Source organism: Microbacterium sp. AK031 (assembly GCF_024807145.1).
Taxonomy (GTDB): domain Bacteria; phylum Actinomycetota; class Actinomycetes; order Actinomycetales; family Microbacteriaceae; genus Microbacterium.
The window spans coordinates 377,085-398,179 of record NZ_JANUCA010000002.1; the positions used below are offsets into that span (position 1 = coordinate 377,085).

The 21,095-nt window shown below is 66.3% G+C and carries 21 protein-coding genes; 12 read left to right on the forward strand and 9 right to left on the reverse strand.

What is annotated here, in order from left to right; translation table 11 throughout:
• Positions 1–46 precede the first annotated feature (46 nt).
• From HDC95_RS07120 to HDC95_RS07135, 4 genes are read left to right on the forward strand one after another with little or no spacing between them, the layout of a single operon-like run.
• Positions 47–1,267 (forward strand): aminotransferase class V-fold PLP-dependent enzyme, encoded by a 1,221-nt coding sequence (locus HDC95_RS07120; protein WP_259062617.1) that lies wholly within the window; start codon positions 47–49, stop codon positions 1,265–1,267.
• Between the two features lie 44 nt (positions 1,268–1,311).
• The gene (locus tag HDC95_RS07125) at positions 1,312–2,625 is read left to right on the forward strand and encodes a sugar ABC transporter substrate-binding protein (protein ID WP_259062618.1); all 1,314 of its coding nucleotides are present in this window, start codon (positions 1,312–1,314) and stop codon (positions 2,623–2,625) included.
• Between the two features lie 2 nt (positions 2,626–2,627).
• The gene (locus tag HDC95_RS07130; RefSeq protein WP_259062619.1) at positions 2,628–3,578 is read left to right on the forward strand and encodes a carbohydrate ABC transporter permease; all 951 of its coding nucleotides are present in this window, start codon (positions 2,628–2,630) and stop codon (positions 3,576–3,578) included.
• On the forward strand, positions 3,575–4,468 hold the full coding sequence (locus HDC95_RS07135; protein ID WP_259062620.1) for a carbohydrate ABC transporter permease: 894 nt from the start codon (positions 3,575–3,577) through the stop codon (positions 4,466–4,468). The genes HDC95_RS07130 and HDC95_RS07135 overlap by 4 nt, the downstream gene beginning before the upstream one ends.
• Positions 4,469–4,501: 33 nt before the next feature.
• On the opposite strand, the gene HDC95_RS07140 is transcribed toward HDC95_RS07135, so the two are convergent.
• Entirely contained in the window at positions 4,502–5,959 is a 1,458-nt protein-coding gene (locus tag HDC95_RS07140) for a PLP-dependent aminotransferase family protein (RefSeq protein WP_259062621.1), read from the reverse strand.
• 418 nt (positions 5,960–6,377) lie between these two features.
• Complete coding sequence (locus HDC95_RS07145; protein WP_259062622.1) at positions 6,378–6,995, reverse strand: NAD(P)H-dependent oxidoreductase; 618 nt, start codon at positions 6,993–6,995, stop codon at positions 6,378–6,380.
• A gap of 73 nt (positions 6,996–7,068) precedes the next feature.
• Between HDC95_RS07145 and HDC95_RS07150 the strand changes: the two genes are divergently transcribed.
• Positions 7,069–7,644 carry a TetR/AcrR family transcriptional regulator gene (locus HDC95_RS07150; protein WP_259062623.1) on the forward strand — a complete coding sequence of 192 codons (576 nt, stop codon included), beginning with the start codon at positions 7,069–7,071 and terminating at the stop codon, positions 7,642–7,644.
• A gap of 18 nt (positions 7,645–7,662) precedes the next feature.
• Here HDC95_RS07150 and HDC95_RS07155 read toward each other — a convergent pair whose 3' ends face one another.
• Together HDC95_RS07155 and HDC95_RS07160 are read right to left on the reverse strand one after the other, a co-directional pair.
• Positions 7,663–9,192 (reverse strand): DUF4407 domain-containing protein, encoded by a 1,530-nt coding sequence (locus tag HDC95_RS07155; protein WP_259062624.1) that lies wholly within the window; start codon positions 9,190–9,192, stop codon positions 7,663–7,665.
• A gap of 83 nt (positions 9,193–9,275) precedes the next feature.
• On the reverse strand, positions 9,276–9,845 hold the full coding sequence (locus tag HDC95_RS07160) for a TetR/AcrR family transcriptional regulator (RefSeq protein WP_396652682.1): 570 nt from the start codon (positions 9,843–9,845) through the stop codon (positions 9,276–9,278).
• A 56-nt stretch (positions 9,846–9,901) separates the two neighbouring features.
• Here HDC95_RS07160 and HDC95_RS07165 point away from each other — a divergent pair, with 56 nt between their 5' ends.
• The gene (locus tag HDC95_RS07165; protein WP_259062626.1) at positions 9,902–10,537 is read left to right on the forward strand and encodes an NAD(P)H-dependent oxidoreductase; all 636 of its coding nucleotides are present in this window, start codon (positions 9,902–9,904) and stop codon (positions 10,535–10,537) included.
• Here the strand turns inward: HDC95_RS07165 and rlmN are convergent.
• On the reverse strand, positions 10,486–11,748 hold the full coding sequence (gene rlmN, locus HDC95_RS07170) for a 23S rRNA (adenine(2503)-C(2))-methyltransferase RlmN (protein ID WP_259062627.1): 1,263 nt from the start codon (positions 11,746–11,748) through the stop codon (positions 10,486–10,488). The genes HDC95_RS07165 and rlmN overlap by 52 nt on opposite strands.
• Before the next feature lie 70 nt (positions 11,749–11,818).
• Between rlmN and HDC95_RS07175 the strand changes: the two genes are divergently transcribed.
• On the forward strand, positions 11,819–12,337 hold the full coding sequence (locus HDC95_RS07175) for a ribosomal protein L7/L12 (RefSeq protein WP_259062628.1): 519 nt from the start codon (positions 11,819–11,821) through the stop codon (positions 12,335–12,337).
• Between the two features lie 10 nt (positions 12,338–12,347).
• Here HDC95_RS07175 and HDC95_RS07180 read toward each other — a convergent pair whose 3' ends face one another.
• Genes HDC95_RS07180 through HDC95_RS07195 form a run of 4 tightly spaced genes read right to left on the reverse strand, consistent with a single transcriptional unit; the run spans position 12,348 to position 16,082 of the window.
• Positions 12,348–13,115 (reverse strand): SDR family NAD(P)-dependent oxidoreductase, encoded by a 768-nt coding sequence (locus tag HDC95_RS07180; RefSeq protein WP_259062629.1) that lies wholly within the window; start codon positions 13,113–13,115, stop codon positions 12,348–12,350.
• Positions 13,112–14,245: a Gfo/Idh/MocA family protein gene (locus HDC95_RS07185; protein WP_259062630.1), complete on the reverse strand. Its 1,134-nt coding sequence runs from the start codon at positions 14,243–14,245 to the stop codon at positions 13,112–13,114. Before HDC95_RS07185 ends, HDC95_RS07180 begins: the two co-directional genes overlap by 4 nt.
• Positions 14,242–15,132 carry a sugar phosphate isomerase/epimerase gene (locus HDC95_RS07190; RefSeq protein WP_259062632.1) on the reverse strand — a complete coding sequence of 297 codons (891 nt, stop codon included), beginning with the start codon at positions 15,130–15,132 and terminating at the stop codon, positions 14,242–14,244. Before HDC95_RS07190 ends, HDC95_RS07185 begins: the two co-directional genes overlap by 4 nt.
• The gene (locus HDC95_RS07195) at positions 15,129–16,082 is read right to left on the reverse strand and encodes an alcohol dehydrogenase catalytic domain-containing protein (protein WP_259062633.1); all 954 of its coding nucleotides are present in this window, start codon (positions 16,080–16,082) and stop codon (positions 15,129–15,131) included. The genes HDC95_RS07190 and HDC95_RS07195 overlap by 4 nt, the downstream gene beginning before the upstream one ends.
• 142 nt (positions 16,083–16,224) lie before the next feature.
• On the opposite strand from HDC95_RS07195, the gene HDC95_RS07200 reads away from it, so the two are divergent.
• The 5 genes from HDC95_RS07200 to HDC95_RS07220 all read left to right on the forward strand — a co-directional run bounded on the left by HDC95_RS07200 (position 16,225) and on the right by HDC95_RS07220 (position 21,066).
• Positions 16,225–17,181, forward strand: a complete 957-nt coding sequence (locus HDC95_RS07200) for a PfkB family carbohydrate kinase (RefSeq protein WP_259062634.1) — start codon at positions 16,225–16,227, stop codon at positions 17,179–17,181.
• Positions 17,182–17,270: 89 nt separating this feature from the next.
• Entirely contained in the window at positions 17,271–18,014 is a 744-nt protein-coding gene (locus HDC95_RS07205; RefSeq protein ID WP_259062635.1) for a GntR family transcriptional regulator, read from the forward strand.
• A 95-nt stretch (positions 18,015–18,109) separates the two neighbouring features.
• Complete coding sequence (locus tag HDC95_RS07210) at positions 18,110–19,378, forward strand: Gfo/Idh/MocA family protein (protein WP_259062636.1); 1,269 nt, start codon at positions 18,110–18,112, stop codon at positions 19,376–19,378.
• An 18-nt stretch (positions 19,379–19,396) separates the two neighbouring features.
• Positions 19,397–20,281, forward strand: a complete 885-nt coding sequence (locus tag HDC95_RS07215) for an MBL fold metallo-hydrolase (RefSeq protein WP_259062637.1) — start codon at positions 19,397–19,399, stop codon at positions 20,279–20,281.
• On the forward strand, positions 20,278–21,066 hold the full coding sequence (locus HDC95_RS07220) for an SDR family NAD(P)-dependent oxidoreductase (RefSeq protein WP_259062638.1): 789 nt from the start codon (positions 20,278–20,280) through the stop codon (positions 21,064–21,066). The genes HDC95_RS07215 and HDC95_RS07220 overlap by 4 nt, the downstream gene beginning before the upstream one ends.
• The last annotated feature ends 29 nt before the right edge of the window (positions 21,067–21,095 follow it).

The following is a 21,095-nucleotide window of genomic DNA, read 5'->3' on the forward strand; positions in this document are numbered from 1 at the left end:
GTGCAACAAGTTCCCCCTTTGATCGACCTTCTCCGAACGAGGCACCATGCAGCAGCCGACATCCACCATCGCCCCGGTGCACCTGGCATCTGGCATGCGTGCCCGTGACGCCTGGCCCCTCGACCCTGCGATCATCCACCTCAACCACGGCTCGTTCGGCGCTGTCCCGACCGAGGTCGTCCAGCATCAGAACGAGCTGCGCGCGCAAGCCGATCGCAGCCCCGTCGGGTGGTTCCCCCGAATTGCAGAACGCGTGGCGGATGCTCGCACCAGCGTCGCCCCGTTCGTCGGCGCCCGTGCGGAGGACACCGCGTTCGTGCCGAACGCCTCAGCCGCCGCGACCGTCGTCTACAACAGCCTCCGCCTCGCCACCGGTGACGAGATCCTCGTCACCGACCACGGCTACGGCGCGGTCACGATGGGGGCGGCCCGACTCGCTCGACGCTTCGGTGCGCAGGTGCGCGCCGTGCACGTACCGCTGTTCGCCGCTGCCGATGAGGTCGTCGAGCTCTTCCGCCAGGCGATCACCGAGCGCACGCGCCTGATCGTCGTCGACCAGATCACCTCACCCACTGCCCGCGTGCTGCCCACGGCAGAGATCACCGCGCTCGCCCGAGACCGCGGGATCCGCGTGCTCGTCGACGGCGCGCACGCACCCGGACTCGTCGCAGACGCCGCGACTGTCGGCGGCGGCGATTGGTGGTTCGGCAACCTGCACAAGTGGCCCTGTGCTCCGCGCGGCTCGGCGGTTCTCGTCACGGCCGATCCCGACCGGCAGGAACTCTGGCCCCTCATCGACTCCTGGGGAGCACCCGAGCCCTACCCCGGTCGCTTCGACACGCAGGGCACGATCGATGGGACCACCTACATCAGCACCCCCGCTGCCATCGAGTTCATCGAACGCGAGTACACCTGGGAGCGCACGCGCTCCACGATGCGCGAGCTCGCCGACGTCGGTGCGCAGATGATCGCAGACGCCGTGCAGCCCTATGTCGCCGATGAGGCGCTCGTGCAGCTGCCCGCAGCGGTCGATGCCATGCGGCTCATCCGCCTGCCCGACGGCCTCGGCAAGACACGCGAAGAGGCGGACGACCTGCGGATGACGCTGTTCGATCGCGTCGGCGTCGAGACGGCGTTCACGAGCTTCGAAGGCCGCGGCTACTACCGCCTCTCCGTGCACCTCTACACCGAGGTGAGCGACTTCGAAGCGTTCGTCGAACGCTGCATCCCCGAGATCCTCCGCGCGGCCGAGTCCGCAGCATCCTGACCCGAATCCCCGAGAACAATCACCACACACGAAAGAGGTACGTCATGAAGCGCACTCGTCTGACGACGATCGCCGGCGTGGGCACAGTCGCCCTGCTGGCCCTGACCGCATGTTCGGGCGGCGGCTCCGATTCCTCCGGCGACGGCGGCGACGTCGAGCTGCAGATGGTCGAGAGCCTGACCAACCCCGCGCGCACCGAACTGCTGCGCGGCCTGCTCGATGACTTCGAGGCCGCGAACCCCGGCGTCACAGTCAAGCTGGTCTCGCCGCCCACCGAGCAGGCCGACCAGACCATCCAGCAGATGCTGCAGTCCGGTTCTGGTGTCGACGTGCTCGAGGTGCGCGACATCACCGTCGGTCCGTTCTCGAACAACGGATGGCTGTATGACATGAGCGATGAGCTCGCGAGCTGGGACGGCTGGGATGCCCTGACCGACAATGCGAAGGCCGTTGCCGAGGGCGAAGGCGAGAGCTACTTCGTCCCCTACGGCTTCTACGGGCTGTCGCTGTTCTACCGCACCGATCTCGTCGAAGAGGCCGGGTTCGACGGGCCTCCCACCAGCTGGGAAGAGCTCCTCGAGCAGGCGTCAGCCATCCAGGACCCGACGAACAACACGTACGGCTACGCGTTCCGCGGCGGCCAGAACGGCAACACGAACGTGGTCGCCGCCATCGAGGCCTACCTCGTCGACGACCTCGATCCGAGCAACGCCTTCCTCCTCGAAGACGGTTCGACGATCTTCGCGGCGCCTGAGGCGCAGGATGCCGTCGACACGTACTTCGACCTGTTCGAGCAGGGTTCGCCGCCCTCTGCTGTCTCGTGGGGCTACCCCGAGATGGTGGCCGGCTTCACGAACGGCTCGACCGCGTTCCTGCTGCAGGACCCGGAAGTCATCGCGACCGTGCAGGAGTCGAACCTCACCGAGGACCAGTGGGACACCGCACCCCTGCTGACCGGCCCTGACGGCAAGGCGGCGCAGCCCCTCGCAGTCGCCGGCTGGGGTGTCGCCGAGGCGAGTAAGCACAAGGATGCCGCTGTCGAACTCGTCGAGTTCCTCTCCTCTGCTGAACCCGCCACCGAGTTCGCGCAGGCCAACAGCCTCGTGCCGATCATCGCCGAAGCATCCGACGACGAGTTCTACTCGACCGGCCCGTGGACGAGCTACGTCACGATGACCGAGAATCCGGACACCTACGTCAACGTGCAGCAGCCGCGCGGCGTGAGCTGGTGGAGCGAGTGGATTCAGAAATCCGACCAGGACGTGCAGAACGTGCTGCTCGGCAACATGACCACGGCCGAACTGCTCGAGTCGTGGGATGCGTACTGGGTCAAGAAGTACGCCTCTGAAAAGGGCTGACCATGACGTTGCTGACACGTTCGGGGCGCTCCACCGGTGAATCCGGTGGGGCCGCCCCGGCGCGGCCGGGAAAGCGCGTCTTTCGCAGCAGGCACGCCTGGACGATCTTCGCCTTCCTGGCTCCTGCCATCCTGTTCGTCTGCTGGTTCACCTACTACCCGATGCTTCAGGGCGTCCGCATGGCGTTCCATGACTGGAATCTGTGGGATCTGACATCGACCCCGTTCGTCGGATTCGACAACTTCACCCGCATCTTCAGCGATCCGGTCTTCCCGCAGGTCGCATGGAACTCCGTGCTCTGGGTCATCGGCTCGCTCGTGCCGCAGTTCGTCATCGGGTTCCTGATCGCGCTCGCACTTCGCACGCGATTCCGCTTCCGCGGCGTGTACCAGGCTCTGGTGTTCTTCCCATGGGCGGTGTCCGGCTTCCTGATCGGGATGCTGTTCCGCTGGATGTTCAACGCCGAGTTCGGCGTCATCAACGACCTGCTGATGAAGACGGGGCTCATCGACGCCCCGCTGCCGTGGCTCGCCGACCCGAAGCTCGCTATGGTCGCGGTGATCGTCGCGAACATCTGGTACGGCGTGACGTTCTTCGCGATCATGATCCTCGCCGCGCTCCAGTCGGTGCCGGATGAGATGCTCGAGGCCGCGAGTCTCGATGGCGCGGGCAAGCTCCGCCAGCTGTTCTCGGTGATCATCCCCTACATCCGGATGACCCTGATGCTGACCGTGCTGCTGCGGGTGATCTGGATCTTCAACTTCCCGGACATCATCTGGGCGATGACGAGGGGCGGACCGGCGAATCAGACCCACATCATCACGACCTGGATGATCAATTACACCCAGCAGGGCAACTACGGCATCGCGAGCGCGATCGGCTTGATCGTCGTCGGCTTCCTGTTCGTGTTCTGCGCCTTCTACCTGATGGCGATGAGGAGGGCCAACCGATGAGCGCCACCGCACAGATGGTCCTTCCGACCGGCGCTCGACGTCGTCCGGTCGGGAACCGTAAGAAGAAGGTCTCCGGCCTCGGCATCCTGCGATTCGTCGGGCTCGCCGTCTGGCTGCTGATCACGCTGTTCCCGCTGTACTGGATCGCCCTGACCTCGTTCAAGGCGCCGGCCACGGTCAACGTGTACCCGATCGAGTACTGGCCGAGCCAGCCCTCGATCCAGAACTACGTGAATCTGTTCGACACGAGCAGCTTCGGGGTGTTCCTGGCGAACTCCGCGATCGTGGCACTGGTCGCCGGTGTCACGAGCACGTTCATCGCGCTGCTGAGCGCATTCGTCATCGCGCGCTTCGAGTTCCGCAGCAAGGGCGCGGTGCTGATCGCGTTCCTGCTCACGCAGATGATCCCGGCGTTCATCGCACTCGGTCCGCTGTACTCGATGATGGCCGACCTGGGTCTGGTCGACAACAAGTTCGGCCTGATCCTCGTCTACGTCGCGATCTGCATTCCGTTCTCCACCGTGATGCTGCGCGGCTTCTTCGAGAACGTCCCCGTGGCGCTCGAGGAGGCGGCCATGATCGACGGATGCTCGCGCCTCGGTGCGCTGTTCAGAGTGCTGGTGCCCGTGATGACGCCCGGCATCATCGCGGCGTTCATCTTCAACTTCGTGAACTGCTGGAACGAGCTGTTCCTCTCGGTCGTGCTCATGCACTCCGAGGAGAACCGCACGGTGCCCGCCGCACTGAACGGCTTCATCTCGACGTTCAACGTCGACTGGGGCTCGATGTCGGCCGCCGCCGTCGTCACGATCCTTCCGACGATGGTGCTGTTCGCCCTCGCCAGCAAGTGGATCGTCCAGGGTCTGACCGCAGGAGCCGTCAAAGAGTGAGCCTGTTGGGGCGCCGGCGACGGCGCCTCAACATCACAGCAGCGCGCGATACTCCCGCCACGCGTCGCCGAGGCGCCGGATGCCCTCGGTGAGCACGGCATCCGCAGCGGTGAACGGGATGCGGATGTGATCGTCAGGTGAGACGCCCGCCGCGAATTCGCCGCTGCCGGCGACGGCGACGCCGTGCACGGCGGCGATGCGCGCCAGGGCGTCCGCCGATCCGACGGGTAGCGACGCCCACAGCGCGAGCCCGCCGCGCGGCTCGCGGAACGTCCAGTCCGGCAGATGCTCCGCCATCAGTCCGAGCAGCAGGCGCAGCCTTTCCTGATGCGTGGTCGAGACCTCACGCCGCAGTTCAGCCGCGTGCTCGAGCAGATCGCTCGCGAGCAGCTGAGCGGGCACGCTCGTGGATTGGTCGGCCAGCTGACGTGCACCGCGCAAGCGGCGCACCAGCACCGGATCCGCACGCAACCACCCGACCCGCAGACCCGCCCACGCCCACTTCGAGACGGATTCGACGACGATCACGGGAGCATCCGGTCGCTCAGCGGCGAGCGTCGGCGGAACGACGCCATCGAACGATATCCCGGCCACGACCCGGTCCTCGATGATCGGCACGCCGTACTGCGCCGCGAGATCGGCGACACGCGTGCGCGAGGCGGCGGTCAACCGCGTGCCGGTCGGGTTCTGATGGTGCGGATTCAGGGCGACCAGTGCCGGGCGCATCCGAGCCATCGCCACCTCCAACGCGGCGACGTCGATGCCGTCCTCGCCCATCGCGATGCCGTGCACGCTGCCCCCGCGCAGTCCGACGGTGTCCGTCACGCCCGGCCAGGTCACCTCCTCGGCGAGCACGACGTCGCCAGGGCCGACCAGTGCGTTCACGACCAGGCTGATGGCCTGCTGTGCGCCATGGGTCACCAGGATCTGCTCAGGTGAGGTCGGTGTCCCCTCGGCCGTCAGCAGGTCGGCGATCTGCTGACGGAGCATTGGGAAGCCGGCAGGGTCCGTCTCCGGGCTCAGCGCGAGATCGAGACGCGGTTCGTGCGCCCGGATGATCGCCACAGCCGCGTCGGGGATCTGCGGAACAGTGCGCAGCAGATCGATCGCGTCCGGCAGCGCCGAGAAGAGCGCCTCGCCGCGTCCGCCGCGTCCGTTGTCGCGTGTATGAGTGACAGAAGACCCCGCGATGCGCGTGCCGCTGCCCTGGCGCCGCTCCACTGCACCCTGCTCGGCGAGCGACGCGTATGCCGACACCACGGTCCCGCGCGACACCGAGATCGCCGCCGCGAGCGCGCGCTCGGCAGGCAGGCGGTCCCCCGGGCGCAGCTCTCCGGTCGTGGCGAGGGAGCGGATGCGTTGTGCGAGCTGTGCCGACAGTGTGCCGTCACCATGCGACCAGCGTCCGAGCCTGGCGGCCAGCGCTGCGGAGTCGACGATGGCCGTCGGATGGTCCACCAGCCGCTGATTGGCCCTGTCATCTGCGCTCATGAGAGTTCATTCTGGTCCAATGAGCCACCCGATCACGATAGATTCACCATTCAATGGTCCACTCTCGAGCGATTGGACCATTGAGAGGCTGCTGGACTGGTTCGCCGAGGACGACGATCGCCTCAGCGATGCCGCCCTGCGGAGCCCGCTGCTCGCACTGGAGGAGGCACTCACGGGCCACCACTGGGCCGTCGGCCCCGATGCGTCGATCCCTGGCAGCCGCGAGTCGCGCTCACCCGCGATCGTCAGCCTGGTGCGATCGATCGCGCTGCACTCCCGCGCTCACCCGGCGATACGCGCGTACACACTCGCCGAAGTCGCCTCAGGGGTCGGCACTCGTCCGGTCGACGCCCTCGCCCGGCGGAGCCGTGAAGGAGTAGATCACCCGATTCGAAAGCAGGTCACGGTAGATCGTCGGTCAGGCCAGGACGCCGGCAGCCGAACGGCTGGCCGTGCGGTCTGCGATCTTCTCGCTGAGCTCGTGAAGCTCAGCAGCAAGGAGGTCGCGGTCCTTGGTGTCGGACTCGTAGACGTAGGTCGTGGACCCGTGCGTCGCGCCGCAGTACTTCACGATCCCTCGTTCGATCTGCGTACGCACCGTCTGCGGGATCTCATGCCGCTCGAAGCTCGCCGCGTCATCTCCGGCGACGATGATCAGATGGATTGTGAGGCGATCCAGCATCCCGAACTGCGTGCTTCCCGGAGTCGCGTCGTACGCCCACCCGCCGACGAAGACGCGGTCGATCCAGCCTTTGAGCAGCGCGGGCATCGACCACCAGTACATCGGGAACACGAGGATCAGGTGGTCCGCCCGGTCGATCCGTTCCTGTTCAGCGACGACCTCTGCAGGCACGCGGCCCTTGCCTCGGTACAGGTCGAGATCGGCGCCTGTGAATCGCGGGTCGAAGCCCTCAGCGGCGAGGTCGGCGAACTCGACGTCACCGCCTGCCGCCTCGATCGCGTCGAATGTGGCGCGAGCGGCATTGTGGGTCAGCGAGGTGCGATCGGCATGCGAGACGACGACGAGACTGCTCATGGACTTCCTCCGGTAGAGTTGTTATGTACCAAGCGTAGGTTACCAATGGTACATAGGGCAAGGACGGTGTCGGATGACTCGACAGAGGCTCTCGCGAGCAGACAGGTACAGCCAGCTGATCGATGTCTCGTGGGCGCTGGTCCGCTCGGAAGGCGCCGACGCCCTGACGCTCGGCCGGCTCGCTGAGCGAGCGGGCGTCGCGAAGCCCGTCGTCTACAGCCACTTCGCCTCCCGCGCCGCTCTCCTCGCTGCCCTCTTCACGGAGTTCGACGATCGCCAGACGGCGATGCTCGAGGAGTATCTGGATGCCGCCGAGCCGTCTCTCCGCGGGCGCGCGAACGCCATCGCCGACTCGTACGTCGAATGCGCGCTCGCTCAGGGGCGAGAACTCACGGGCGTGCTCGCCGCGCTGGAAGGGTCACCGGAGCTCGAGCAGGTCAAGCGCGAGTCGGAGCGTGCATACTCCGAACGATGCCGCGAGATCCTCGCACCGTTCAGCGGTGCTGACGGGGTCAAGCCCGCGTCGCTCACCGCGATCTTCGGTGCCGCTGACGCTCTCTCACATGCGGCGGTGTCGGCGGCGCTTCCCGCCGATCAGGCGAAGGAAGAGCTCGCGGCACTGATCGTCACCGTCGTGGGCCGGGCCTGATCCGCTCCGGTCCACGACTCAGGTCGCCTGCGGGGCCGACTGCTCCGTCACGATGCGTGCACGATCGCGGAATCCGTCGGCGGTCACCTTGTCCAGTGCCACCTGCTTGCGGATCGCAACTGTCCGCTCGTACAGCGTCGGCTCGCCGAAGCTCGTGAGAACCTTCACGAGAACCGGCAGCAGCTCGATCATGAAGAACAGTGCGGCGATGAGCCAATGAGCCCACAGGATCGCCGGCTCCTTCTCGGAGAGGCGATTCAGACCACTGATCTGACTGAGCAGCCCTGTGGCTCCCGCGTTGCCTCCTGCCACGGCATCCGCCCGCGCGTTGTACGCGGCGAGAGCCTGGTCATAGCTGTCCCTGGCGGCCGGAAGCTGGGACTGCGCCTGCTCGCGGTTCTGCGATTCGGACGCCGAGGTGTTCTCCTTGGCGGCGGAGCCGGCGGCTTCCAGATCGTCGTTCGCGTCGCGCTGCTGGGCGGCGAGCGCGTCGTACGTCTGCTGCGCCTCGGCGAGCTGCGCCTCGGCGGCGTCGGAGCTCGCACCCTCGCCGTTCACGCCGGTGCAGCCTGGCACCGTGCCTGCCCCCTCACCGGTGAGCTCGCACTGGTACAGGGCACGCGCCTGGTCGATGACCGCCTGCTGATCGGCCATTTTGGCGTTCAGGTCGTCGACGGTCGCCTGGGCGGCGGATTCGCTGGCGGACGAGGAGTCGGTGCCGGCGACGATCCCGGTCGCCGCCTGATTCTCCAGCGTCGCGACGCGCTCGGATGCGGCATCCAGCGCGAGCTTCTCCGGACCGGATTCCAGGGCTTCCTGGTCGGACTGCGCCTGGACGATATTCGTCGCGGCGACCTCACGGGAGATGTCGTTGTGGAAGATCTGCAGCACGAGCGGTTCGGCGACGACGAAGCCGATGATCACGGCCATGATCACGCGCGGGATGGCGAGGCCGATGAGCTTCCAGATGTTGCGCGTCGACGTCATCGTCGAGGTGAGGAAGCGGTCGAGGTTGAAGATGATCAAGGCCCAGATGATCGCCAGCGGCACCGCCAGCCAGATGATCGCCTGCACGCCCGTCGTGAGTGCGAACAGCATCGAGATCGCCGAGACGAGGGCGGTGCCGGCGAGCACGAAGAACATCTGCACGAAGCGCGAGGTCTCACCGGGGACACGGTCGAGGATCTCGCCGTCGGCGCCACCGAGAATGGCGAGGGTGCGCAGGCGTGAACGGGGCGTGCGAGGACGACGCGGTCGGCGGATGCGCTGCTGACGCTCAGGCTTCACACGCTTCGCGGCATCGGGCGCGGCATCAGGCTCCCCGGCAGCCTCGCGCCGGGGCGTGGTCCCGATGAACGGCTCGTCGTCGATGGAAGCGATGTCGACCGAGGCGTCCGTCGTGTCATCGACGGCGGGCGCGGAATCGGAACCCGTGGGTTCGAACTCGCGCAGGAAGTCGAGGTCATCGGTGTCAGTATCCGCGTCGCTGTCGAGGATGATCTGACCCTGCGAGTCGAAGCGACCCGGTCGATGGGCGGAATAGGGCATCAGACCAATGTAGGAAAGAGCGCCTGTGGACTCGATGCAAGAGTCCTGCGAGCGGCTCCCAGGAACGGATGCCGTGGGAGGGGTCAGACGATTCGATCGACAGTCCCACCGAACGCAGCGAGGGCCGCGTCGAGCGTCAGATGCCCCGCGGCTGCAAGGGTACCGAGTCCGTGCGCAAGACCCCACAGAGCCGCGACATCGGCTGCCGCATCGAGTCCGGCGGCACGAGCAGCGTCAGCGATCACGGCCTCCAGCTCCTCGATGAGGGGCGCCATGGTCTCGGTCGGCGCGCCGGGCACGCAGACCGTCGGGTCGTAGATGACGTCGAATGAATTCGGATGCTCAACCGCGAAACGGATGTACGCACCCCCGGCCCCCACAAGCGACGCACGCACCCCATCCACCTTCGATCCCTCGGCCACGGCGTTCAGGAGTTCCGCCATGCTGCGCTCGGCGAGGATCTTGAGCAGTCCGCGGCGGTCGGAGAAGTGATGATAGGGCGCGTTGTGGCTCACATCCGCCGCACGCGCCACCTCTCGCAGGCTGATCTCGGCCGCCGGCATCCGCTCGAGCAGCTGCATGGCGGCCGTCTCGAGAGCACGCGCCAGATCGCCATGGTGATAGCCGCTTTTGGAACTTGACACAAGCAACATCATCTCCTATCTTGACAGTGTCCACTCACTAGACAGTGTCAAGATTGGAACCGCACATGCCTTCTGCTCTCATCATCGATGGCCATCCGGACGCCGAATCCCTCACGGCATCCATCGCCCAGCGCTATGCCGACGGCTACGGCGACGCTCGGCTGCTCGCCCTGCGCGACCTCGACTTCGATCCGCACATGCGCTTCGGCTACCGAGAGCGCATGCCGTTGGAGCCCGACCTCGCCGACGCCAAACAGGCCATGCAGGAGGCGAAGACCATCATCATCGCGACCCCGCTGTGGTGGGGGTCGGTGCCCGCACTGCTCAAGGGCTTCTTCGACCGTGCCCTGCTTCCGCAACAGGAATACCGCTACGCCTCGAACGGTCTGCCGGAAGGCCTCCTGAAAGGACGTCGCGGGCGGATGTTCCTCCTCGCCGACACCCCGTGGGCCGCTGCTCCCATTCTCGGGCTGCCCGCCGCCACGCATGTCGCCAGGAGCACGATGAAGTTCTGCGGCGTCAGGCCGTTCCGTGTGCACCGCCTACTGGGTGTCAAGGGATCGGACGACGTCAAGATCGCGAGATGGCTCGACGAGGCGGAGCGCATCGGAAAGTCGGATGCGCAGCGCGACGCCGATCGACCGACGCCTCAGGCCATCGCGGCCGAAGCAGCCTCGTCGTCCGTCGTCGCGACGAGCTGACCGCAGGCGCCGTCGATCTCCTTGCCGCGGGTGTCGCGGAGGGTCGTCGGCACGCCGGCGTCGTTGAGGCGTCGCACGAACTCGTTGGTCACCTCGCGGGTGGATGCCGTCCACACCGACTCCGGCGTCGGGTTCAGCGGGATCGGGTTCACGTGCACCCAACCGCGTCCGCGCTGGTTGAGCTTCTCGGCCAGAAGATCGGCACGCCAGGCGTGGTCGTTCATGTCCTTGATCAGGGCGTACTCGATCGAGACGCGGCGGCCGGTCTTCTCGTAGTACTCGTACGCGGCATCCAGCGCCTCGTCGACCTTCCACTTCGAGTTCACCGGGATGAGCTCGTCGCGCAGGTGATCATCCGGGGCATGCAGCGACAGCGCGAAGGTGACGGGGATGCCCTCGTCGGCTAGCTTGCGGATGGCGGGCACCAGGCCGACCGTCGACACCGTGATGCCGCGGGCGCTCATGCCGAGGCCGTGCGGCTGCTCGGCGACCATAGTGCGCACAGCATCCATCACGCGCTTGTAATTCGCGAGCGGTTCTCCCATGCCCATGAAGACGATGTTCGAGACGCGCTCCATGCTGTGGTCGTCGGCCTTCTTGCCGCCGAGACCACCCTCGGCGATCAGGCGGTTCGCGCGCACGATCTGCTCGATGATCTCGGCAGACGACATGTTGCGGGTCAGACCCGCCTGGCCGGTGGCGCAGAACGGGCAGTTCATGCCGCATCCGGCCTGGCTTGAGACGCAGAGCGTGATGCGCCCGGGATAGCGCATGAGCACCGACTCGACGAGAGCACCGTCGTGCAGACGCCAGAGGAACTTGATCGTGTCACCCTTGTCGGTCTCGAGACGCCGCACCTCTGTGAGCAGCGGCGGCAGCATGCCGGCGACGAGCTCCTCGCGCTGCGCGGCGGGAAGATCGGTCATCTCGGCAGGGTCTGACGTGTAGTGCGTGAAGTAGTGCGTCGACAGCTGCTTCGCACGGAAGCCGGGAAGGCCGAGCTCCTTGACCTTCAGGGCGCGCTCATCGACTGTGAGATCGGCGAGGTGCACCGGCGGCTTGCCGCGCTTCGGGCTCGCGAACTGCAGCAGCGGACGCCCGCTCTCGTCCTTCTTCTGGGTCCAGCCTTCGGTACGGGGACGCACCTGCGTGGCGGCATCCGTTTTCGGGCGTGCGGGACCCGTCGAGCGGATGCGGGAGGACTCAGTCATGTGTTCAAGGGTACGCGGTGGCGGGTGGGAAGCGGCTGGTCGCGAGAGGGCGGCCTCCTAGAATGGCGCGATGGAGATCCTGACCGTCCTCGGCGTCGTCATCGTGATCGTCGTCGTGATCGTGCTGGTGCGGCGCGCGCTGAGATCGATGCGCCCTGAGGTGCCCTCGATCCGCCCTTCCGGGCAGAGCGCCCTCCCGTTCGCGGCGTCGCCGACGGTCGTGACGGCAGAAGCCGCGCATGAGGTCGAACGACTCCTCTCCCAGGGGCAGAAGATCCAGGCGATCAAGCTGCTGCGAGAGCAGACCGGGCTCGGACTCGCCGAGACGAAGAACCTTATCGACACCTGGCCGAACGCGATCACGGTCGCCCAGCATCGATTCGCCCCGTACGTCGCCTCGCCGACCGCGGCCGTGCCGCCGGTCGCCAAGGGAGTGCTGCCACCGGACGTCATCGCGCAGATCGACCAGCTCGTCGCCGCCGATCAGAGGATCCACGCGATCAAGCTCTTCCGAGCCGCGACCGGAGTCGGTCTCAAGGAAGCGAAGGACCGGATCGACGCGTGGGTTCCGCGCGGCGGCGCGAACTGAACCTGTCGGGTCAGTAGCGAAGTGCCTTGCCGCCGTCGACGATGATCTCCTGACCGGTGACGAAGCCCAGATCGAGTGCCAACGTCGCGATGGCCTCGGCGATGTCGCCGGCGGCAGCGAGACGGCCCATCGGCACTGATTGCGCCTCTGCCTCGAAGTTGGCCGTGGCCTTCTCGGATCCGACAAGCCGTTCGTGCCAGCCCGACAACACGGTCCCCGGAACGACCGCATTCACACGGACGGAGGGCGCGAGGGCGACCGCCAGAGCTCTGGTCATCTGAGACAGCGCAGCCTTGCTCACGCTGTACGGAAGCGAGCTTCCGACGACGCGCGTCGCCGAGATCGATGACACGTTGACGATGGAGCCGCCTCGCTCCTTGAGGGATTCCGCGAACGCCCGGCAGACCCAGAATGAGCCGAGAAGGTTCGTCCCGAGGATCTCGTCCCAGACCCCGGGCGTGACAGCGTCGAGGTCAGAGAACTCGATCTTCTTCGTCGTTCCCGCGCTGTTCACCAGGATGTCCAGACCGCCGCTCACCTCGATCAGATGCGAGGCCGCCCGGTCGACGGCGCCGCGATCCGAGACATCGATCTGCAACAGAAAGGCAGATGCGCCGAGGTCGTGCAGTTCGGCGACGAGCGTCTCGGCAGCGGCCGCCGAACGTGAGTATCCGATGTGGATATCAGTGACGCCGCGCCGCGCGAGTTCCAGACAGGTCGCCCGCCCGATTCCGGTGGCTCCGCCGGTGACCAGAGCGACCCGACCAGTGGTGCTCATGCCGCACCTTCTGTGAGTCGGTCTGCGGCCCGGCGATCGGCGCCGGACATCGGCAGTGACACCGCGGAGCCCCGCTCCTGCGCGAGATAGACGCCCTTGACCACCTCGAGCGCCCGCAGGCCGTCGCGACCCGTGACAGCCGGAGAGCGGCGTTCGCGAACGGCATCGAAGAACTCCGCGATCTGCCGGCCATGGAACTCCGGGACGCTCGTACGCCCCTCCTCCAGTGTTCGCCAGGTCGCCATGCGCTGCTCCTCTCCGTCGAATGTCCACACGTCGTTGACCGCCTGCGCGAGCTCCGGATTCTCCGATACGCCCACGCTGTGCCCTGCCGTGCCGTGCACTGCCAGACGGAAGCCGGGCGCTCGATGGCCGACCGTGGGACTGGGCTGGGAGGCGAATCCGTTCTCGAATGTCGTCGTCGCCTGCACCGTCGCGATTGCTCCGCTGTCGTAGGTGACCACGGCGCATGCGACGTCCTCGACGTCGATGTAGTCCGCATGCTTCAACGTCGCCCAGCGCCCATAGACGGAAGCCGGCGTGCCCAGCATCCAATTCATCATGTCGATGTAGTGGATGGCCATCGTCAGCAGCGCACCGCCGCCTTCTCCGCTCCACGAGCCACGCCAATCATCCTGCTTGTAATACTGCCGGTCGCGGCCGAGGTGCGCCAGGCACTCCGCTGCGACCACCCGACCCAGACGGCCCTCGGCAATTGCGTCGTGCATGCGCTGCACCGCCGGGACGAAACGACGTTGAAAGACGGTACCCAGCGCCACACCTGCTTCATCTGCCGCCACCACGAGTTCGTGCGCCTCGCGCAACGACGTCGTCAGCGGCTTCTCCACCAGCGCCGCGACACCGGCCGAAATGGCCTGCATCGCCGGTTCGAAGTGCTGCTTATGGGGAGTCGCGATGAGTACGGCATCCAACTCCGCGTGCTCCAACATCCGCTCCACGCTGTCGTAGCCCGTCGCCCCGGCATATCGTTGGGCGGCGTCCTCCGCCTTCGCCAGAGTGCGCGAGCACACCGCGGCTACCTGCACGCCCGGCAGCGCTGACGCGGCGTCGGCGTGAATCGTGCCGAAGTTGCCAAGTCCCACGACACCCACGCGGACGAGATCTGTCACCGCAGCCCCCCGCGCACGACCGCTGCCGCCTCCGCGGCATCCGTCAGGGTGCGATACGAGAGCTTGGCTGCTTTCGCCTCGTCGAAGTCAGCGAGCGCCTGTCGCCGCACGCTGATCTCGACCGAGACAGTGCCCTCATAGCCGCCATCTGCGAGCAGCCGCAGGAAGTCGGGGTAATCGAACTCCCCTTCGCCGGGGATGAGGAAGTCGAAACCGTCAGCAGTGCGCCTGTGATCTTTCACCTCGACGACGACGGCCTGCGGCAGCAGCGATGCCACCACATCCTCCAGGCGGAAGTCGCGCACGGCGAAGTGGGAAATATCGAGGTTGATTCCGAGAGCGGGAGACCTCACACCGTCAAGGACGGCGAGCGCGTGCTCTGGAGTCGATACCACTGCGCCGGCATGGGGTTCGAGGGCGACCGAGCACCCGAGCGCGACGGCGCTTTCAACCAGCTCGCCGAAGCGGTCGATGATGAGAGTCCGATCCGTCTCCCAGCTATCCTGAGCGACGATGGGCGGCGGATTCCCACCCAGCAGCGGCGCCTTTGGCTTGTGCACACCGAGGCTCACCGGCAGCGCCCGCCCATCGCCGAGAATGGCCGCGACCTCGAACGAACGGATCAGTCGTCGACGACTCTCGCTCCACGTGTCGTCGTCGCAGACCAGCGGCGCATTCGCCGTGACGCTCGAGATATCGAGACCGGCAGCGGCGGCGGATGCGCGCCATTGAACGACATCCTCGTCGGTCGCAGTGGCCGCGTCGGTCCGCCACCCTTCGCACACGGTGACCTCGACGCTGTCGTAGCCGATGCGAGACAGCAGCTGCACGGCCTCGCCGAACGGCGTGTTCGGCATGGACCAGGTGTTGTACCCGAGTTTCATCATGCCTCCGCGCTCGGGATCAGCAGTTGCTTCACGCCCGCACTCGTACGCACCGCCTCGAACGCCTCCTGCCACTGGTCCAGTCGATACGTTCGACTCACGAGCGGCGCGAGGTCGATCAGACGCAGTTCGAGCAACCGCATGGCGCGGTCCCAGGAGTCCGGCGTACTGGCGAAGCCGCCGGTGATGACGAGCTCATGGATGGAGACGAGGGCTAGTTCGATGGGGACAGCGTCCCCACGCTGGCCGATTTGGACGTATCGACCGCCGCGGCGAACCCGAGTGACGCCGGCAGCCATTCCTCCGGCCGAACCAGAGCACTCCAGGACGACATCGATGTCTTCGGGGGCGTCGGCGGGATCGGCAACGGCGGTGAATCCCAGTGCGGTGGCGACTTCGAGCCGCTCGGCGTCTGCCGGTGTTCCGAGGACGGTCACTTCGCCGCCGGAGACACGTGCGACCTGCGCGGCGAGCAGGCCGATGGCCCCTGGGCCGATCACGAGAACGCGATCCGCCGCTCGCACGGCAGAAAAAGGCTGGAACAGGGAACGGCAGACGCACGCCAACGGCTCGCTGAGCGCACCGAGTTCAACGCTCACACGCTCGGGCAAGCGCCGCGCGTTCCGGGAGGGGACGACGATCTGCTCCGCGAACCCGCCGTCAGCTCCCGACCCAATCGATACGCGGGACAGACAACGATTCGGAGCACCGGCGCGGCACTCGCGGCATACGTCGCAGGTGGAGAAGAACGTCTCGAGCGCGACCGCCTCACCGATGCGTGCAGGATCCACGCCATCACCCACCGAGACGATCGTGCCGCTCACCTCGTGACCGAGAGTGACCGGAGGGCGCGAGCCGTAACTGCCGTCGAGAATATGCAGGTCAGTTCCGCACACTCCCGCGGCCGCGACATCCACAACAACCTGCCCAGCGGCCGCTTCGGGGCGCGGCATTTCTAGCAACGCGATATCTTCAGGCGCATTACCTGTTTTACGCAGAGCTCGCATCATTGCTTTCGTTCTCCGATCGGTGACCGTTGCGCCAATTCTAGGGCTGAATATGCCCAGCACTCTATCAGATTGTTAGTATGTCGCTATGTCTGTACATGTGAACCCTGCTTTCGACGTCGTCACGGTCGGCAGAGCGGTCGTCGATCTTTACCCCGCCGACGACGGGCGTGCTCCGAAGGACGTGGATTCGTACCGCCAGTATCTCGGTGGTTCGCCGACGAACGTCGCGGTTGCTGCGTCGCGCGCCGGGCTGCGAAGCGCCGTTGTGACGCGAACGGGCGACGACCTGTTCCACGACTTCGTCGTCGATCGACTCGAGGCGTTCGGCGTCGACAGCCGCTGGGCACTGGCGGTTCCCGGCCGCCGAACCACTCTCGCGGTCTGCGACCTGCAGGAACCACACGAACCAGGGCTGACGTTCTTCCGCGACCCGCAACCACCGGAGGAGAGCCTCGACGCCGACGAGCTCGGCGAGGCCGCGGCGGCATCGCGAGTGCTGTGGATCACGGCATCCGGGTTCGCCTCCGAGCAGTCGGCCGCGGCCCATACCGCCGCATTCGCGACGGCCGACCAGGTGTTCCTCGACCTCGACTACCGCGCCGATTTCTGGGCGAGTGAGAGCGATGTGCGCGATCGACTGCGCCCGGTTCTGGGTCGGGCGGATGCCGTGATCGGGAATGTGCGCGAAGTGGAGATCGCTCTCGGCACCAGCGGAACGCCGGCCGATATCGCACGCGAGCTGCTGGACAGCGGACCGCGTCTGGTGGTGGTCAAGGAGGGTGCCAAGGGCGCGTTGGCTGCCACTGCCGAGGGGATGATCGAGCAGGCGGCGTTCGATGTGCAGACGATCAACGGCTTGGGGGCCGGTGACGCGTTCGGCGGCCAGCTTGTGCACGGCGCCACGGTGGGGCTGCCGCTCGAGGACACGATGCGCAACGCCGTGGCTGCGGGCGCGATCGTCGCATCGCGCCGCGGTTGCTCGGTCGCAATGCCGACGATGGACGAGGTCGCTCAGTTCTTGCAGTCGCGCTCCGAGCTCTGACGATGACCCGCCGCGTGCGCGTTTCTGCACACCCGGAACGGATTGTCGTCATAATGAGTTGACATGTTGTGCAAAGGAATGAGGCGACGATGTCGGCAGAAGCCGTGATCCCCGTTTCGCTCGACCGGAACTCACCGGTTCCGCTGTACTTCCAGCTCGCCGAACAGTTGATGGCCGCGATCACCGACGGTTCGGTTCAACCTGGAGACCCGGTCGAGAACGAAGTCGCGATGAGCAAGCGGTTGGGTCTGTCGCGCCCGACGGTCAGATACGCGATCCGGCACCTCGTCGATCAGGGCCTGCTCGTGCGCAAGCGCGGTCTCGGCACCTTCATCACGAGCCGCCGCGTGCACCGCAAGGTGAGCAAGGGCAGTCTGTACGAAGATCTGTCGAATCAGGGCCGGAGCCCCAGCACGAAAGTGCTCAGTCAGGTGACCGAGCAGAACCCGAAGGCGGCGACCGCGCTCGAGCTGGATCCCGATACGGAGCTGATCGCATTGAAGCGCCTGCGATTCGCCGACGGCGAGACGCTGACGATCATGCACAACTGGCTTCCCACGCGGTTCGGCCCCATCAGTGACGACGTGCTCGAGAAGCAAGGGCTCTACTCCATCCTGCGCGATCACGGGGTCGGCCCGATCGTCGTCCACCAATCCATCTCGGCGCGCCTACCGACGGGTGAAGAACGCGAGTTGCTCGAGATCTCCAACCGGCTGCCCGTCATCACGGTGAAGCGCACGGCGTTCCAGCCCGGTGGCGCCCCGGTGGAGTACGCGGAGCACGTGTACCGATCGGATAACTACGAGATCGACCTCGTGCTCGAAGAGAACTGATCCGATTTATCACCTGATAGCTGAATGTATTGACATATTTACATCAGCTCAAATAGGCTGACGGGGAACGATACGACCCCGAAAGGCGCATCATCATGGAACGGATCCCGCTCTCGATCGTCGGCAGCGGCGGCATGGGGACTCGACACATGTTCGGCCTGGCCGAACTCGAGAAGAACGGGCTCAATCCGTTCGACCTCGTCGCAGTATGCGATGTCGATCCCGCCCGCGCAGAGCTTCTCGCCGATGCGGCCGCTGGGCTGCTCGGTCGCCGCCCGACGACGTGCGCCGACCTCGAAGCGGCGCAGAAGCTCGGCACGGTGGCGGTCGATATCACCACCGTGCCGCGTTTCCACCACACTCTCGCCGCCGAGGCGATCGCACTGGGACTCGACGTCATGGTGGAGAAGCCGGTCGGCCTGACGATCGCCGCTGCGCATTCGCTGAAGACGGCGATCGCGGGCTCGGACCGGGTCCTCAGCGTCGCTGAGAACTTCCGACGCGACCCCACGAACCGACTGGTGAAGGCCCTCATCGACGGCGGCGTCCTCGGTGAACCGCGCTACTTCCACCAGAGCTCGGGCGGCGGCGGCAACCTCATGGCGATCTCGATGTGGCGTCACCTGAAGGACGAGAGCGGCATCCTGTTCGACGCCGGCACTCACTACACCGACATGATGGAGTACTACCTGGGCCCGGCATCCAGCGTGTACGCCCAGATGCGCCTGTTCGAGAAGGTCCGCTACAACCTCGCGGCGACCGGAGGGGCGCCGGCGTCAAATCCCGGTGGCGTGTACGGCCAATCCCAGGCGGCAATGCCTGCCGAGTTCACCGCCACCGCAGACGACGCCCTCTTCGCCATGGTCAACTTCGCCTCCGGCGCCATCGGCCAGTACGCGGAGAACCGCGCCGAGCACGGCCGGTCCAGTTGGGCCCGCAGCGTGCATGGCTCGGCCGGCGCCGTCGAGATCCCGAAGGATCGCAGCGGCGAACCGCTCATCCTGACGCTGGACGGAACGCACACATATACCGGCGCCGAGATCCTGCCCCTCGTTCCCGGATTCGCCCTCGACGACGCCACCGCCGCCCTGTTCGGCGGCGCACAGGCCACCGCGTACGGGCTCGACTTCGAGACCGTCGATCGCCTGCTATTGGCGATCGAGTACGCCGAGTTCGGCTCGTGTATCCGTTCGCGCACGAAGCCGGAGGTCGGACTGGAGGAGGGGCTGCGGGCGATTGCGCTCTGCTACGCGATGATGGAGTCCGGCGCGGCGGGCGGCACGATCGTGACGATCGACGATGTGCTCAACTGCACCGTGGGCGACTACCAGCTCAGCATCAACGAAGCGATGGCGAAGCAGTAGGCGCGAGCGTCTGACATCATGGAGAGGTTCTCAGCCGTCGCCGACGATGTATTCCTGCTGAAGGTCCCGTTCACCGGAGTATGGACCGGGGTCGTGCTCGTACTCGGCGACGATGCGCCGATTCTGGTCGACAGCGGCGGCAGCGCCAAGACGGTGGATTCGACCATCGTGCCCGCACTCGCGGAATTCGATCTGACGCTCGCGGACATCGGCTGGGTCCTCGCCACGCATATCCACGGCGACCACGTGGGTGGCATCGGGCGGATGCGCGCACTCGCCCCGTCGATCAAAGTCGCGGTTCTGCGCGATTCCCTGGAACGGATGCGCGATCCGCTCGCGTACAGCCGCGAGATACGGGCGAAGTTCCCCGAGCACAGCGCCGCTCCCCCGTCGGTGCTCGACGGCGTCGACCCCGATCTGCTGCTCGAGGACGGCGACATGCTGGGGCCGTTGCGCACGATCCACTCGCCGGGCCACGACACGGATGCGTGCTGCTTTTTCGATGTCCGCTCGGGCACGCTCATCACCGGCGACTCGCTTCAGCTGAATGGCACGATCTCCCAAGGGTGCGCGCTCCTGTTCGATCCGAGCCGATATCTGCCGTCGCTGCAGCGGCTTATCAGCCTTCCGGTGCAGAACATCGTGTGCGGCCACCCCTACTTGCCGCTGGGCGAGACCGCCATCGGCCCCGAGGCAGCCCAGCAGTTTCTCGCGACGTGCATCGGATGCTACGAGCACGACCGCGGGTTCGTCGCCGGTATGGCGACGGCCGGGATCACCGATCCGCTCACGGTGGCGGAGGCACTGGTCGAAGACATCGGCGGGATCGCCCCGGCGAAGATGTTTCTACCCATGCACACCGTGGCCGCCTACCAGGAAGCCGCCGAAAGGGAATGCTCATGAAGACCGCTTTGATCACTGGAGCATCACGCGGGATCGGCGCCGGCTGCGCCCTGGCGTTCGCGCGCGAGGGATATCACGTCGGCATCAATCATCGTTCCTCACCGGACGACGCCGAGAGCATCGCGCAGCAGTGCCGGGATCTCGGCGTCGAGGCCGAAGTGTTCGCCGCCGACGTTTCAGATTCCTCCGATGCCCAGGCGATGGTCGAGAGCTTCGTCTCCCGGTTCGGACGCATCGATGCCCTCGTCAACAATGCGGGTGGTGCGCTGAAGATGCCCGCCGGCGGATTCATCGACATGCCCGTCGAGTACTGGGACAGTCAGATCGCTCTCAACCTGAGCGCCGCGTCGTACTGCACGCAGGCCGCGGCCCGTTCGATGGTCGCGCAGGGAGTGCGCGGTGCCGTCATCAACATCTCCTCGATCCACGGCGATATCACCTGGGTGCGGCGCAAGGCGCTCCCCTACTCGGCGGCGAAGGGGGGCCTGAACATGATGACCAAGGCACTCGCCGTGGAGCTCATCGCGTACGGCATCAACGTCAACGGCATCGCACCCGGCCTCATCCACACCAAGGCGCTCGACCGCTACAGCGAACGCGACCTCAGCGGCTTCAACCGGAAGATCCCGTTCGGTGGCGGCGGTTCCCCGGAAGACATCGCCGAGCTCGCAGTGTTTCTCGCTGATAAGAGCAGGAGTCGCTTCATCGTCGGTCAGACGATCACCGTGGACGGCGGACAGTCCATCGACGGCTCGATCGATTCGATGCTGGACGACGCCTTCTGATCGCTGAAGAGCGCTGAGAGGTCGATTCG

What these genes read in the sequence shown, in the direction of transcription:
- HDC95_RS07120 (WP_259062617.1), top strand. Translation starts at nt 47, where the DNA reads ATGCAGCAGCCGACATCCACCATCGCCCCGGTGCACCTGGCATCTGGC.
- HDC95_RS07125 (WP_259062618.1), top strand. Translation starts at nt 1,312, where the DNA reads ATGAAGCGCACTCGTCTGACGACGATCGCCGGCGTGGGCACAGTCGCC.
- HDC95_RS07130 (WP_259062619.1), top strand. Translation starts at nt 2,628, where the DNA reads ATGACGTTGCTGACACGTTCGGGGCGCTCCACCGGTGAATCCGGTGGG.
- HDC95_RS07135 (WP_259062620.1), top strand. Translation starts at nt 3,575, where the DNA reads ATGAGCGCCACCGCACAGATGGTCCTTCCGACCGGCGCTCGACGTCGT.
- HDC95_RS07140 (WP_259062621.1), bottom strand. Translation starts at nt 5,959, where the DNA reads ATGAGCGCAGATGACAGGGCCAATCAGCGGCTGGTGGACCATCCGACG.
- HDC95_RS07145 (WP_259062622.1), bottom strand. Translation starts at nt 6,995, where the DNA reads ATGAGCAGTCTCGTCGTCGTCTCGCATGCCGATCGCACCTCGCTGACC.
- HDC95_RS07150 (WP_259062623.1), top strand. Translation starts at nt 7,069, where the DNA reads ATGACTCGACAGAGGCTCTCGCGAGCAGACAGGTACAGCCAGCTGATC.
- HDC95_RS07155 (WP_259062624.1), bottom strand. Translation starts at nt 9,192, where the DNA reads ATGCCCTATTCCGCCCATCGACCGGGTCGCTTCGACTCGCAGGGTCAG.
- HDC95_RS07160 (WP_396652682.1), bottom strand. Translation starts at nt 9,845, where the DNA reads ATGTTGCTTGTGTCAAGTTCCAAAAGCGGCTATCACCATGGCGATCTG.
- HDC95_RS07165 (WP_259062626.1), top strand. Translation starts at nt 9,902, where the DNA reads ATGCCTTCTGCTCTCATCATCGATGGCCATCCGGACGCCGAATCCCTC.
- rlmN (WP_259062627.1), bottom strand. Translation starts at nt 11,748, where the DNA reads ATGACTGAGTCCTCCCGCATCCGCTCGACGGGTCCCGCACGCCCGAAA.
- HDC95_RS07175 (WP_259062628.1), top strand. Translation starts at nt 11,819, where the DNA reads ATGGAGATCCTGACCGTCCTCGGCGTCGTCATCGTGATCGTCGTCGTG.
- HDC95_RS07180 (WP_259062629.1), bottom strand. Translation starts at nt 13,115, where the DNA reads ATGAGCACCACTGGTCGGGTCGCTCTGGTCACCGGCGGAGCCACCGGA.
- HDC95_RS07190 (WP_259062632.1), bottom strand. Translation starts at nt 15,132, where the DNA reads ATGATGAAACTCGGGTACAACACCTGGTCCATGCCGAACACGCCGTTC.
- HDC95_RS07195 (WP_259062633.1), bottom strand. Translation starts at nt 16,082, where the DNA reads ATGCCGCGCCCCGAAGCGGCCGCTGGGCAGGTTGTTGTGGATGTCGCG.
- HDC95_RS07200 (WP_259062634.1), top strand. Translation starts at nt 16,225, where the DNA reads ATGTCTGTACATGTGAACCCTGCTTTCGACGTCGTCACGGTCGGCAGA.
- HDC95_RS07205 (WP_259062635.1), top strand. Translation starts at nt 17,271, where the DNA reads ATGTCGGCAGAAGCCGTGATCCCCGTTTCGCTCGACCGGAACTCACCG.
- HDC95_RS07210 (WP_259062636.1), top strand. Translation starts at nt 18,110, where the DNA reads ATGGAACGGATCCCGCTCTCGATCGTCGGCAGCGGCGGCATGGGGACT.
- HDC95_RS07215 (WP_259062637.1), top strand. Translation starts at nt 19,397, where the DNA reads ATGGAGAGGTTCTCAGCCGTCGCCGACGATGTATTCCTGCTGAAGGTC.
- HDC95_RS07220 (WP_259062638.1), top strand. Translation starts at nt 20,278, where the DNA reads ATGAAGACCGCTTTGATCACTGGAGCATCACGCGGGATCGGCGCCGGC.